12 protein-coding genes are annotated in these 13,466 nt (G+C 66.5%); 6 read left to right on the plus strand and 6 right to left on the minus strand.

The genetic code is table 11. The features are described from left to right. Positions 1–66: 66 nt before the first annotated feature. Together AC5RUQ_RS06145 and AC5RUQ_RS06150 are read left to right on the plus strand one after the other, a co-directional pair. A complete protein-coding gene (locus AC5RUQ_RS06145) occupies positions 67–726 on the plus strand; it encodes a DUF1684 domain-containing protein (RefSeq protein ID WP_493946492.1) in 660 nt (219 codons plus the stop codon). A gap of 69 nt (positions 727–795) precedes the next feature. Then, positions 796–1,656, plus strand: coding sequence for a fumarylacetoacetate hydrolase family protein (locus AC5RUQ_RS06150; RefSeq protein ID WP_493946493.1), 861 nt, complete (start codon positions 796–798; stop codon positions 1,654–1,656). 13 nt (positions 1,657–1,669) lie between these two features. Here AC5RUQ_RS06150 and AC5RUQ_RS06155 read toward each other — a convergent pair whose 3' ends face one another. From AC5RUQ_RS06155 to AC5RUQ_RS06175, 5 genes are read right to left on the minus strand one after another with little or no spacing between them, the layout of a single operon-like run. Continuing rightward, on the minus strand, positions 1,670–2,824 hold the full coding sequence (locus tag AC5RUQ_RS06155) for a cysteine desulfurase family protein (protein ID WP_493946494.1): 1,155 nt from the start codon (positions 2,822–2,824) through the stop codon (positions 1,670–1,672). A 6-nt stretch (positions 2,825–2,830) separates the two neighbouring features. Continuing rightward, positions 2,831–3,748, minus strand: coding sequence for a carboxylating nicotinate-nucleotide diphosphorylase (gene nadC / locus AC5RUQ_RS06160; RefSeq protein ID WP_493946495.1), 918 nt, complete (start codon positions 3,746–3,748; stop codon positions 2,831–2,833). Next, positions 3,741–5,561 (minus strand): L-aspartate oxidase, encoded by a 1,821-nt coding sequence (locus AC5RUQ_RS06165; protein WP_493946496.1) that lies wholly within the window; start codon positions 5,559–5,561, stop codon positions 3,741–3,743. The genes nadC and AC5RUQ_RS06165 overlap by 8 nt, the downstream gene beginning before the upstream one ends. Before the next feature lie 17 nt (positions 5,562–5,578). Beyond that, complete coding sequence (gene nadA / locus AC5RUQ_RS06170) at positions 5,579–6,883, minus strand: quinolinate synthase NadA (RefSeq protein ID WP_493946498.1); 1,305 nt, start codon at positions 6,881–6,883, stop codon at positions 5,579–5,581. Next, entirely contained in the window at positions 6,880–7,590 is a 711-nt protein-coding gene (locus AC5RUQ_RS06175; RefSeq protein WP_493947171.1) for an NUDIX hydrolase, read from the minus strand. Before AC5RUQ_RS06175 ends, nadA begins: the two co-directional genes overlap by 4 nt. A 242-nt stretch (positions 7,591–7,832) precedes the next feature. Between AC5RUQ_RS06175 and AC5RUQ_RS06180 the strand changes: the two genes are divergently transcribed. The 3 genes from AC5RUQ_RS06180 (at position 7,833) to AC5RUQ_RS06190 (ending at position 10,954) form a co-directional block, all read left to right on the plus strand. Beyond that, positions 7,833–9,212, plus strand: a complete 1,380-nt coding sequence (locus AC5RUQ_RS06180; protein WP_493946499.1) for an amino acid permease — start codon at positions 7,833–7,835, stop codon at positions 9,210–9,212. A 179-nt stretch (positions 9,213–9,391) separates the two neighbouring features. After that, the gene (locus AC5RUQ_RS06185; RefSeq protein ID WP_493946500.1) at positions 9,392–10,219 is read left to right on the plus strand and encodes an alpha/beta fold hydrolase; all 828 of its coding nucleotides are present in this window, start codon (positions 9,392–9,394) and stop codon (positions 10,217–10,219) included. 87 nt (positions 10,220–10,306) lie between these two features. Then, a complete protein-coding gene (locus AC5RUQ_RS06190; protein WP_493947172.1) occupies positions 10,307–10,954 on the plus strand; it encodes a phosphoribosyltransferase in 648 nt (215 codons plus the stop codon). A 149-nt stretch (positions 10,955–11,103) separates the two neighbouring features. Here the strand turns inward: AC5RUQ_RS06190 and AC5RUQ_RS06195 are convergent, their stop codons facing one another. After that, entirely contained in the window at positions 11,104–12,435 is a 1,332-nt protein-coding gene (locus AC5RUQ_RS06195) for an MFS transporter (protein WP_493946502.1), read from the minus strand. Between the two features lie 288 nt (positions 12,436–12,723). On the opposite strand from AC5RUQ_RS06195, the gene AC5RUQ_RS06200 reads away from it, so the two are divergent. Next, on the plus strand, positions 12,724–13,458 hold the full coding sequence (locus AC5RUQ_RS06200) for an IclR family transcriptional regulator (protein WP_493946503.1): 735 nt from the start codon (positions 12,724–12,726) through the stop codon (positions 13,456–13,458). Positions 13,459–13,466 lie beyond the last annotated feature (8 nt).

The following is a 13,466-nucleotide window of genomic DNA, read 5'->3' on the forward strand; positions in this document are numbered from 1 at the left end:
CGACAGGCATCCGGGTGCGTGTCGCCGTCGGGCGGTATAGCTGGCTCCTGGGACTAGGCTGGGGCTATGGAAGAGCACCTGGGAACAGCTGAAGAAGACCGGACGGACATCTCCGCCGTCGACATCGCTGACTGGCGGCTGAAGACCTTTGCCTTGTACCACAACGTCCGGAAACTTTCGCTGGAGAGCCCGGCCGAGGCGCACTCCTATTGGCGCCACCAGCGGGACCTGATGTTCGCCACGCACCCGGCCTCCGCTTTGGACGCGCGGGACAAGGCGCGTTTCTCCGGGTTGAAGACTGCCGACTACGATCCGATCTACCGTTTCCATGTGCCGCTGACCAAAGAGGGCGCAGGACGCGAAATGAGCGTGGAAACCGGCACTGACGGCGTAGTCCGGTTTATCCGGCTGGGAACGTTCGACCTGCCGGAAATGGGCCAGCTCGCAGTGTGGAAGCTGCAGGGGTACGGCGGCGGTATTTTTGTGCCGTTCCGGGACGCCACGGCCGGCCAGCCCGGGGGCAGCTATGGGGCCGGGCGGTACCTGCTGGATACCATCAAGGGTGCGTTCCACGGCGTCAACGGGACGGGCCCGGACGCGGGGTTCGTTTTGGACTTCAATTTTGCCTACAACCCGTCGTGCGCCTACAACGAGGCCTGGGCCTGCCCGTTGCCCGGACCGTCCAACCGGTTGGCCGTCGAGATCCCGGTGGGCGAGCTTTACTGACGGAGCCCGCCATACGCGGGGCCACCGGGGTAAGTCGGGGGCTTTCCCGCGGACCCGTAGGATTCCCTCATGACTGCCCTCCCCCGCCGCATCGCCCGTGTCCGCCCCTTGTCCGCTGCCGGAACGGCGGAGCAGTTCTTCGTATCCAGTGGCGCAGCGGACTTTGGCAGCGCGGCCGGCAGGACCTGGACGGTCACCGAAAGCCCTTTCCCGCAGTCGCCGGCCAACGCTTCCAGCGGGCACAGGGAAGGGTGGCAGCCGGGCGACCGTGTCCAGCAGGACTCCTTCACGTTCCTCGCCCCCAGCGTGCCGGCCAATGTCCTGGGAATGGCGCACAACACCGGCCAGCCCGGACGTGACCTGCCGCCGCAGGCGTTCCACAAGGCGGCCACGAGCGTCATTGGACCGGGGGATGCGATAGAGCTCGCTCCCGGGATGCGCAGGGTGGACCCGGAGGCGGAGCTGGCTGTTGTGATTGGCACCAAAGCCCGCGGCCTGACGCCTGCCAACGCCCGCGACGCGGTCCTGGGATTCACCGTCGGCAACGACGTCACCTGCCGGGACCTGCAGGAAACCGACGAACTTTGGATCAGCGCCAAGAGCCAGGACACCTTCACGCCGGCAGGGCCGTGGATCGTCACGGGCCTGGACGAGTCCGGCCTGGCCATTGACGTTGTGCTCAACGGCACCCCGTTGCAGGCCGCCAGCACCGCTGACCTCGGCTGGAACGTCGACGAGATCCTGGTGTACCTGACGTCTTTCCTGACCCTCCACCCGGGCGACCTGGTGCTGACCGGCTTTCCGGCCGAGTGCGCGCCGCTGAACCCCGGGGACACGGTGGTATGCAGGGTTCAGGGCGTGGGTGAGCTTGTGAACCCGGTCAGGACCTCCCCGTGGCCGGGTCCCACCAGCTCAAACGCCGCCAGCTGATTTCACCGGTGTGCTAGCCGCCCAACACCCTGACCCGTCCGACGGCGACGAGCACCGCTGCTGCCGCAGCTTCCAGGTCCGCCTCGGTTACCGCTGCGTGGAAGCTGAATCGGATGGCCGTCTGGGCTGTTTCCGGGGAAATTCCCATTGCCGTGAGCACCGGCGACGGCGCGTCCGAACCAGCCGCGCAGGCTGACCCGCTGGAGCACACTACGCCCTGGCGTTCCAGCTCAAGGAGCACGGATTCGCCGCTGGTTCCCGGGAAGCAGAACGAAGCAACGGACGGCAGCCGGTCCACGGGATGCCCTGTCAGGACGGCGTCCGGCACACCGGCGACCACGGCATTGATAAATCTTTCCCGCAATGCCGCCACCCGGCGTCGTTCCTCCGCCTGTTTCGCCTGGACCAGCGTGAGCGCGGTGGCGAGGCCCACGGCTCCGGCCACGTTTTCTGTCCCCGACCGGCGGCCGCGTTCCTGCCCCCCGCCGTGGACCAGCGGCTCGAACCTGGTGCGCCCGCGGACGAACAGCAGGCCGCACCCCTTGGGAGCCCCTATCTTGTGACCCGAAATGCTCATCGCATCCACGCCCAATGCCTTGATGTCCAGCGGCAGCCAGCCGGCCGCCTGGACGGCGTCAGTGTGGAACGGAATGCCGAGTCCGCGCGCCAAGGCGGCCAGTTCGGCAATGGGCTGAACGGTCCCCACTTCGTTGTTGGCGTACATGACGCTGGCCACCGCGGTTTCCGGCCGAAGCGCGGCCCGGAACGCCTCCGGCGTCACTAGCCCTTCTGCGTCAACGGGAACCACATCAACTGCGAAACCATGGAAGCGCTCCAGGTATCGGGCAGACTCCTCCACCGCGGGATGTTCGACGGCGCTGATCACCACCCGGTTAAGCTGCGGGTTCGCCGCCTGCCGGGCCAGGGCGATCCCTTTGACGGCGAGGTTGTCCGCTTCCGTTCCCCCGGACGTAAACGTAATTTCCCCGGCCCGGCAGCCAAGGACGGCTGCGACGGAGGAGCGGGCACCGGCGAGCGCATCGGCAGCAGCCTCGCCCAGGGTGTGATGGCTGGAGGGGTTACCGAACTCACCCGTCAGGTACGGCCACATGGCATCCAGCACCTCACGGCGCACCGGGGTGGTGGCGGCTGCGTCAAGGAAGATCATGGAAGGTCACCTGGCAGTCAGTTCGACGTCCAGCCCGAGGTCCAGGGCCGCCACCGTGTGGGTGAGGGCACCAACGGAAATGACGTCGACTCCGGTGGCCGCTATCGCCGCCACCGTCCCGAGGTTCACGTTTCCACTGGCCTCCACCCGCGCTCGCCCGGCTACCAGGGCCACACCGGCCTTCAGCTCTTCAACCGTGAAGTTGTCCAGCATGATGGTGTCCACACCGGCCGCCAGGACGGGCTCGATCTGGTCCATCCGGTCCACCTCCACCTCAAAGTGCGTGGTGTGCCCCAGCTGTGCTTTGGCTGCGGCGAGGAGCGAGGTGAGCCTGGCCGCATCCCCGCCCGTCATCACGGCAAGGTGGTTGTCCTTGGCCAGGACGGCGTCGGAGAGGCTGTACCGGTGGTTGGCGCCGCCGCCGCAGCGCACCGCGAACCGCTCCAGGATCCGCAGCCCGGGCGTGGTCTTGCGGGTGTCGGTGATCCGCGCTGACGTGCCTTCGGTCAGCCGGACAAACTCTGCGGTCCTCGTGGCGATGGCGGACATCCGCTGCACCAGGTTCAGGGCCACGCGTTCGGCAAGCAGCACGGACCGGGCCCGGCCGCTGACCCGCGCGAGCCGGGTGCCGGCGTCGAACTCTTCTCCGTCCCCCAGCAACAGCTCCACGTCGGTGTCCGGATCCACCAGCAGCATGGCGTCCCGGAACACCGTGGCGCCGCTGAAGACTCCGGGCACCCGTGCGTTCAGTACGGCCGTGGCACGTGCGTCAGCGGGAATCAGCAGCTGGGAGGTGATATCCCCGGCCGGAGCATCCTCCGCGAAGGCCCGCTCCAGGATCTCCCGCACCGGCGCCGACGGCAGGGTGAGTGCGGGCGCCGCCTGTTTGGGGGTGGCGTGTTCCATCAGGGAGGTTTCAGTCATTGAGGAGGCTCGCTTTCGGTCGAAGGGAATTCGTATCGGGTTCTTCAGGATCGTCGCTGCGGTAATGCGCTCCTAGGGAGTCGCGGCGGGCAAGCGCCGCAGCCACCAGCAGCTGGGCAGCCAGCAGCAGGTTTCGGTCCTCGTGGTCCCGGGTGTCCCCGCCAACGAGAACAGCACCAGGACGTACGACGGCGGACCACCGGCCAAGAGTCTCCGCCGCTTCCCCAAGCAACACCCCATTGCGAAGCACCCCGGCCTTGGCGGTCATCAACCGCCGAAGGGCTTCCCGTGAGAACTGAGTTTCCAGCCCCTCACCCTCACAGCCGCTGGCCAGTCGGCTCCCGGACAAGGCACCCGATTCGGCCGGCTCGCCTTCTACAGCAGCAGTGAAGGTGACATGCGCAGGGTCGGCCAAGGGTGTTCCGGAAGCGAGCGTCAAGGGGAGGCTGCCCGCGGCCGAGACAGCGAGCGGAGGAACAGCGTCGGACGACGCCCAACCAACGCCCCCGGAGAGGAAGTCCTCAACAGCGCGGCGGCCGAAGACGAGTCCTTCGAGCAGGGAGTTGCTGGCCAGCCGGTTTGCGCCCTGGACCCCTGTGCAGGCCACTTCCCCGGCTGCATACAGCCCGGGAATCGTGGTCCTGGCGTGCAGGTCGGTGTGCACTCCGCCCATCCAGTAGTGGGCAGCGGGAGCAACGGGGACCAATTGGCGGGTCCAGTCGATGCCCGCCGCAAGCGTCCTTTCCGTGAGCGTGGGGAAACGCTTCGCCAGGAAACCTCTCCCCTGGGCCGCCTCAATGGCGCGGGCGTCGAGGCAGACGTGGCCGTTGGGGTCGCCGAGCTTGGCCAGGTGCAGGGCGATGCTGCGCGACACGACGTCGCGTGGCGCCAGTTCAGCGTCCGGGTGGTAGGCCCGCATGAAACGTTTTCCGTTGCCGTCGACGAGGAGCGCCCCTTCGCCGCGGACTGCTTCGGAAATGAGCAGCGGATCCATGTCCAGGCCGGGCGCCGCGGCCTGGTCTCCGGCGCCGGAAACCAGGCAGGTGGGGTGGAACTGGAAGAACTCCAGGTCGGCTACTGCAGCTCCGGCGCGGACTGCGAGCGCAAGGCCGTCGGCGGTTGCCACTGCCGGATTGGTGGTTCGGGCAAACAGCTGGCCCGCCCCTCCGGTTGCCAGCAGGACGGCATCCCCGTGCACGGCAGCCCTGATGCTGTCCTGGAGGAATTCCACTCCAATAACTTTCCCGTCCTGCTGCAGCAAAGATGTTGCGTGGGCTGAGGTCCGGACCGTCAGTGTCCCCTCCGCCTGCCGCGCGAGCACTGCCCGGATCAGGGCCCCGGCCACCTTGGCCCCGGTGGCGTCGCCCCCGGCATGGAGGATGCGAGGGGAAGTGTGGGCCGCTTCCAACCCCAGCGCAGGGCCGCCGTCGGCGCCGCAATCGAAGTGCACACCAAACCGTTGCAGCCCTGAAATGTCGCGGCCCGCCTCCGCGCACATCAGCCGGACGGCAGCTTCGTCGCAATGCCCCGCTCCAGCCTGGAGCGTATCCGCGATATGGGCGGCCACCGTGTCACCGGGAGCAGGCTGGTCCAGTACCGCAGAAATCCCGCCCTGGGCGTACCAGGTGTTGCTGTGGCGAAGCTTTCCTTTGCTCAGGAGCACCACGTCGGCACCGGCATCCGTGGCCAGCAGGGCAGCGTACAGCCCGGCGATCCCACTGCCGACCACGATCAGCCGTGAGCGGCCTGCAACGCTGCGGCCGTGGGGTACACCGCCGGGCCCTGGCGTACCGCCACCCTCAACAGGAGGCATAAAAGCGGGCCCTGTCATTACGGCCTGGCCGCGAGCATGCGCTCGAGTGCTGTCCGGGCGTGGTCCTGCACTGAATCCGCGACCGTGATCCGGTTGACCACGCGCCCGGCCACCAGTTCTTCGAGGACCCATGCAAGGTAGCCGGGGTGGATGCGGTACATGGTGGAGCACGGGCAGATGACGGGATCAAGGCAGAAGATGGTGTGCTGCGGGTACTCTGCCGCGAGGCGGTTCACCATGTTGATTTCGGTGCCGATCGCGAACGTGGTGGGCTCGGTGGCAGCCTCGATCGCTTTCTTGATGAAGTCCGTTGAGCCGGCAGAATCAGCGGCGTCCACCACTTCCATGGGGCACTCCGGGTGGACGATCACCTGGACGCCGGGAAAATCGGCCCGGGCCTCTTCGATCTGGGCTACATTAAACCGCTTGTGCACCGAGCAGAACCCGTGCCACAGGATGACCCTGGAATCCAGCAGTGCCTGTTCGTCATTGCCGCCCAGGTCCTTCCGCGGGTTCCACATGGGCATCTGCTCCAGTGGCACGCCCAGCGCCTTTGCGGTGTTGCGGCCGAGGTGCTGGTCCGGGAAGAACAGCACCCGCTGGGCCCGCTGGAACGCCCATTCGAGGACAGTTTTGGCGTTTGAGGAGGTGCAGACGATGCCGCCGTGCTCACCGCAGAAAGCCTTCAGCGCTGCGGAGGAATTCATGTAGGTGACAGGAATGACCGGAACCCGCCCGTCGGCGTCGGGCTCGGTGCCGTAAATCTCCTCGAGCTGCTCCCAGCACTCGGCCACGGAGTCGGCGTCAGCCATGTCCGCCATAGAGCAACCGGCCGCCAGGTTCGGCAGGATAACGGCCTGGTCGGGCGCGGAAAGGATGTCAGCGGTTTCGGCCATGAAGTGGACGCCGCAGAATACGATGGCCTCAGCATCCGGCCGGGTCAGCGCGGCGTTGGCCAGCTGGAAGGAGTCACCGACGAAGTCGGCGTACTGGATGACTTCATCGCGCTGGTAGAAGTGCCCCAGGATGACGGCCCTGTCCCCCAGGGCAGCCTTCGCGGCCAGGATCCTCTCGCCCAGCTCGGCGTCGCTGGCCAGCTTGTACTCTTCCGGCAACTGACCCTGCCGGGGGGTGGCCGGAGGTGCGACATCCGCGCTGGAAGCGCCCGGGCCGTATGCCGGGATGCCGGCGAGCGCCTCTGCAAGGTCGTAGTCCCACGGACCCTTGGCCAGCGCAGGGCTGCAGGTGCTGCCCTTCGCGGTTGCGCCTTTTTCGGCCTGTTCGCGCGTGATCAGCTGGATTGCTGTGTTGACGCTGCTCATGGTGTGCTCCTGTTGTCTGGGTCAAGGCCGGGCCGGCCGGTGAAGCGGTAGAGGCGGGGAGGGCGGTGCTTGCCGCCCTGGAGGTATTCGCCGGTTTCCTCGATGTCCGGGGTGGATTTGAGTTGTCGGCGGAAGTTGGCGGGGTCCAGTTGCCTGTCCAGCACTGCCTCGTAGACCTCCCGGACCTGGGCGAGGGTGAAGTATTCGCCCAGCAGGTGGTAGGCCACGGAGCCGTAGGCCAGCTTGTTGCGCAACCGCCAGAGTGCGTAGTCCACGATCGCGTTGTGGTCGAAGGCCAGGTCCCCCAGCCGGTCCGCCCGGAACCACCGGACGTTTTCCGACTCGTCCGCGAGCGCGGCTTCAGTGGGCTGGACCAGCGCCCAGTACACGATCGAGACCACCCGCTGGGTGGGTGAGCGGTGGAGACCGCCGAAGGCATACAGCTGCTCAAGGTAGCTGGGAGCGAGACCGGTGGTCTCCCCCAGGTTTCGCGCCGCCGCGTCCTGCAGGGATTCGGCGGGGCTGAGGGGGCCTCCGGGCAGCGCCCAGAGGCCCTTGTACGGCTCCCGGATCCGGCGCACCAGGGGCAGCCACAGTGTTGGCCGGCCGGAGCTTTCGCTGGGGCGCAGCGCAAAGATGACAGTGGAAATAGCCAGCGAAGGCGGGGCCGCCTGGCGCTCCGAGACGTTTGCCGAGCTCGAGTACATGATCCACCGCCTTCCGGCCTGCGGGACCTCTTTGCTGGCGCCCCGATTAGTTATGGTCATCGTGACCAAAACTAATTCTACGGGCCGCACCCTCTGAATTGCCAAATATTTCAGCCCACGCTTCCCGGGCTCATCCCGCGGGGATCATGGCGCCGACTACCGGCAGCTGCTTTGCAGACGGTAAATTCGAGAGGTCCCACGAGGAGCCACCACTCACAACCCCAAGAAGGTTCAGTAGCAAAATGACGATGAAGTCCATCCAACTGCGTCCGCAGGGCCACCTGGGCCACAGCATGAAACCCCGCCAGCTCACCATGATGGGCCTGGGCAGCGCCATCGGCGCCGGGCTGTTCCTGGGATCCGGGGCCGGGGTCCAGGCTGCCGGCCCGGCAGTGCTCATCTCCTACCTGGTGGCCGGCACCCTGATCATCCTGGTGATGTGGGCGCTGGGCGAGATGGCTGCCGCCAACCCGAACAGCGGCGCCTTCTCTGTGTATGCCGAACGTGCGCTTGGAAGGACGGCCGGTGCCACCATCGGCTGGCTGTGGTGGCTGCAGCTGGTAGTGGTGATCGCCGCAGAGGCGCTGGGAGCCGCCGGGCTTCTCTTTACGATCTGGCCGGTCATTCCGGTCTGGGCGCTGGCACTTATTTTTATGGTTGTCTTCACCGCCATCAACCTCGCAGGGGTCCGCAACTTCGGTGAGTTCGAATTCTGGTTCGCCATTCTGAAGGTTGCCGCGATCGTCCTGTTCCTGGTGGTGGGGGCTGCCCTGCTGCTGGGCCTGCTGCCGGATGTGGCATCCCCCGGCTTGGCCAATCTGACGTCGGACTTTGCCCCCGCAGGCCTTGGCGGGATCGCTTCCGCCCTTTTTGTGGTGATTTTCGCCTTTGGCGGCACCGAGATCGTCTCCGTGGCGGCGGCGGAGACGGAGGATCCGGAACACAGCGTGGGCAAAGCCATCAGGACGGTTGTGTGGCGCATCCTGGTTTTCTACATCGGCTCTGTTTTCGTGATCGCAGCCGTCCTTCCGGCTACATCGGAAAGCCTGGCCTCCCCGTTCGCCGGCGTTCTGGATGCCGCCAGCATCCCCGGCGCGGCAACGGCCATCACCCTGGTGGCCGTCGTCGCGCTCCTTTCGGCGTTGAACGCCAACCTCTACGGGGCCTCCCGCATGGTCTATTCCCTCGCCGAGCGGGCCGAAGCACCTCGGTTCCTCACCCGGCTGAGCGGTGCCAGCGTGCCCATGCTGGCTGTTGGGGTGTCAGTGGCCTTCGGCTTCGTGGCCACGGTGCTGGAGCTGCTGTTTCCCGAGCGGATCCTTCCTGCCCTGTTCCAGCTGGTGGGATCCACGTGTCTGGTGGTGTGGGGCAGCGCGCTGGTCTCGCAGCTGATCCTGCGGCGCCGGGCAGACCGGGAGGGCACGCCGCTGCCCCTGCGGATGAAGGGCTTCCCGGCCCTGACCATCGTGGGGCTCGTCCTGCTGGGCCTGATTTTCGCAGTGGGCTTCAGCGCCGAAAGCAGCCGCATCCAGCTCTTCAGCACCATCGGACTGATTGCCGGGATCGCGGTGGCCTGCGCCCTGGCCGGTAGGTACAACGCCAGGACGAACCGGTCCACATAGGGGCGTTAATTGCCGCTCTGACCGCCGAAGACCGCTCTTGGTGCCACCCGGTTGGGCGTGGCGGCAAGGCAGGATCCGGGGTGGAATTACCGGCACTTCCGGCAGGTAGAGTAGTCCCGAAGGACGAGGTTCCACGCGCCGGGTCCGCCTGTGCGCCGTAGTTGATGAGGACTGGCACCATGAGCGGCAGGCACACCGGCGAGCAGCATTCGCACACTGTAGAGGGAACAGATCCCCAGTTACATGTGGGGGTGCATGATCCTGCGGTGGACGCCGGGCTCCGGCCCGTTCTGCTGTTGCACGGCTTCTCGTCCTCCAGCAAGCTGAATTGGGAGGACACCGGCTGGGTGGCTGCGTTGCTTGACGCCGGCCGCCGCGTTATCACTGTGGACCTCCCCGGGCACGGCCGCAGCGGGGCGCCGGAGGACATGGACTCCTACTCCCCCAGCAGGATCCGGGCGGACCTGCTCCAGGTAGCGTTCGACGCCGGTGTGCGCCCTTTACAGGACGGAGACCCTTCCAGCGGCCTGGACATAGTGGGGTATTCCCTTGGTTCCCGGCTCGCCTGGGAGTTCGGCGCCACCCAGTCCGAGATCGTGCACCGGCTGGTGCTGGGCGGGCCGAACGTCGCGGATCCGCTCGCGGCCTTCGATCTCGTTGCAGCGCAGGATTACCTCGCGGACGGGACCCCGATCGCTGACGAGTCCACCGCCCGGCTGCTCAAGATGGCCCTCCTGCTGCCCAGCAACAACATCTTTGCACTGCTCTCCCTGGTGGAAGCCATCAAGGCCGAACCCTACGACCCTGCCGAGGCGGTACCCCACGTACCCATGCTCCTGGTGGCCGGCGACAAGGATGAACGCGCCGCCAGCCTGCCGCAACTCGCCGGGCTCGCACGCAACGCCGGGGCGTTGGTCGAAGAGGTCATATTGCCGGGCCGGAACCACACCAATGCGGTCACCAGCCGGGCCTTCAAGCAGGCAGCCATCACGTTCCTCGCCGTCTAAATAATCCCCGCGCCTGCCGGCTGCCTCCTGCTGCCCCGCCCCCGGCGGTAGGCTGAAGTGAGGGCCGGAAATAGCCGGGAGGGAACCATGGTGACGCGCTTTGAAGACCGCACGGAGGCCGGCGAGAGGCTGGCCGCAGTACTCGGACAGTTCCGCGGGCAGCCCGGCACCGTTGTCCTTGGCCTTGCCCGGGGCGGTATTCCCGTAGCGGCTTCGGCCGCCAAAGCCCTCTACCTCCCGCTGGGAACTGTCCTGGTGCGCAAACTCGGCATCCCGGGACACCAGGAAACGGCGTATGGAGCCCTCGCGTGGGCGCGTGGCCGGACGGTCCGCCTGCTCAACAAGCCACTGGTGGACAGGGTACTTGAGCATGGAGTGCGCCAGGAACTGCTGGACGAGGTGGAGCAGCGCGAACGCGCCGAACTGTTGCGCCGGGTGGACCTCTATCCGGGAACAGGCCAGGACATTTCCGGCAAAACGGTCCTGCTGATCGACGACGGCCTTGCCACCGGCGCCACCATGCGCGCCGCTATCGAAGCCGTCCGCGGAGGTGGGGCGAAAACCGTGGTGGCCGCCGCCCCGGTGGCCTCGATAGAAGCGGCGTCATCCGTGGAGCGGGTGTGCGACGCCGTGCTGTGCCTGCATCTTCCGGGCAAGTTCCGCGCCGTGGGCAGCTTCTACCGGCATTTCGAACAGCTCACGGACGGTGACGCCATCAGCTTCCTGAAGCAGTAGCCGCCTTCAGGCCGGTGCAACGCCGCCGGATACCAGGACGGGCCCGGACCAATATGGTCCGGGCCCGGTCCCGGTTTGGAAACGGTATTGGGCCCACGCCGTCAGGGTTCCCTGGCCGAAGCGGAGCGAGGTTAGGGAAACGGCGGGGATTAGTGGTGGCTGACGCCCAGCGGCCGGCCCTTGGTCTCCTTGGCCAGCAGCACGCCGATGGCCGAGATGACACAAAGGACCATGATGTAGATGCCGATGGAACCGGCCCACTTGGTGGTCTGCAGCAGGAATTCGGCGATGGTCGCAGCGAAGGCTCCGCCGAGGATGGCGCCGAAAGCGTACCCGATGGAGATGCCGGAGTACCGGACATTGGCCGGGAACATTTCGGCGTACATCGCGGACATGGGCCCGTAGGACAGGCCGAGGCCGACGGTGAGGACGAACAATGCAACGCCGTACAGCCAAATGTTCCTGGTGTCGATCAGGGCGAACATGGGAATCATCCACAAGAAGATGATCGCGTAGCCGGTGAGGAACGTCTTGACCCGCCCGATGCGGTCTGACAGCCAGCCGCCCGCCAGGGTGAAGATCAGCCAGCCGAAGGAGGCCAGGGTGGTGGCCAGGAGGACCTGCGGCGTAGGCATCTGCAGGGTTCTGGTGGCATAGGCGATGAAGAAGGCGATCAGCAGGTAACCGGCCGCGTTGTTGCCGATGAAAATCATGGTGGAGTACAGGACGGGTTTCTTGTGGCTCCGGACAAGTACACCCAGGGGCGCCTTGCTTTCCTGCTTCCGCGCGGCCATCTCCTGGAAGACCGGACTTTCAGCGACAGCTCGGCGGATCAGGTAACCCACCACGATAAGGACGATGGAGAGCAGGAACGGAACCCGCCAGCCCCAGGCCGCAAAGTCCTCCCTGGACATGCTGGTGTTCAGGAAGAAGAGGAGGCCGGTGGCAAGGATCATGCCGATCGGCACGCCGATCTGGGGGTAGGCACCGAACAGGCCGCGCTTGTTCAGGGGTGCGTGCTCCACTGCCATCAGCGCTGCGCCGCCCCACTCGCCGCCGGCCGAGAAGCCCTGGACGATGCGCAGGGTGATCAGGAGGATGGGCGCCCAGGCACCGATCTGCGCGTAGGTGGGCAGCATCCCGATGAGTGCGGTGGCGGCACCCATCATCACCAGGGTGAAGACCAGCATTGCCTTGCGTCCCAGCCGGTCGCCGAGGTGTCCGGCGACCACTGCGCCCAATGGGCGGAACAGGAAACTGATGCCGATCAGGGCAAAGGAGAGGATTTGCGCCAGGCCCGGGTTGGACTCGTTCAGCGGCGCCAGGAACAGGGGCGACAGCAGCGTTGCGGTCAACTGGGCAAAAATGAAGAAGTCGTACCACTCGATGGTGGTGCCGACCAGGGTGCCGGCAAGGACTTTGCGCTCCTCACGCCGGGTGCTCGGACCGGCGAGTGTATCCACCTTCGAAGGTGTGGTCATTGAAACTCCATTGTTTATTCGGCAGGCTGGCTGCCGGGCGCCTTCAGGATTACCGACAGAACGGTCAGTTAGTTGAAAGAGTACTACGAAACTGTGAGGCAGGACACGCCTTGGCTGAATTTGCCTGCGGAAGGCTCTTATCCACCCTTCAAAGCCTGCCAACCGATGGACTGCGGGGGCGGGAAGTTCTATATTTGAACTTCCCTTTCTCATTGCGGAATGCCAGCCCGGACGGCAGGCAACATCAGAACCGCAGTACTGTGCCGAGAGCAACCTAGGATGGACAGCATGACTCCCACCGCCGCAGCCCCGGCCGGAGCAGCGCCGGCGCAGGCTTCCCCCTCCCAGACGCTTTCCCGCGGCATCCGCGCCCTTGAGATCCTGGCGGCTGCGCCGGAACCGATGACCATCGCCGAGCTCGCCGATGCCATGGGCGTCCACCGCTCCGTGGCGTACCGCATCCTGCGCACGCTCGAGGACCACTCGCTGCTGGTGCGGGACGACGGCGGACGGGTACAGCCCGGACCCGGCCTTGCCGTCCTGGCCCGAAGCGTTTCCCGGAACCTCCAGAGTGCTGCACTTCCCGAACTGACGCATCTGGCCAACACGCTGGACATGACGGCTTTTGTGGCGTTGTGGGACCACCACGACTGCATCACCCTGGTGACTGTAGAGCCCCGGCATTCGGGCGCGACGGTAGCCCAGCATCCCGGCACCAGGCACCCCATCAACGCGGGTGCGCCAGGCATCGCCATCCAGTCCGCGCTGACTGAAGCTGAGTGGGACCGGCTGGAGACCGGCGTCCCGTACCGTCCCGAAGCCGCCGAAGCCCGTCGCGCCGGGTACTCGGCCAGCCACGACGAGGTCATCGCCGGGGTTTCCTCACTTGCCGCGCCCGTCCGGGTGCCGGGCGGCCGCCCGGCGGCACTCGCCGTCGTCTATATCCGCTCCGCGCACGAACCCGCGGCGGTGGGCGCGGCGCTGGCCGAGAGCGCGGCGAGAATCGAACGTCAGCTGGCCTGAGGCCGCTG

Source organism: Arthrobacter sp. MDT2-3, assembly GCF_059090465.1.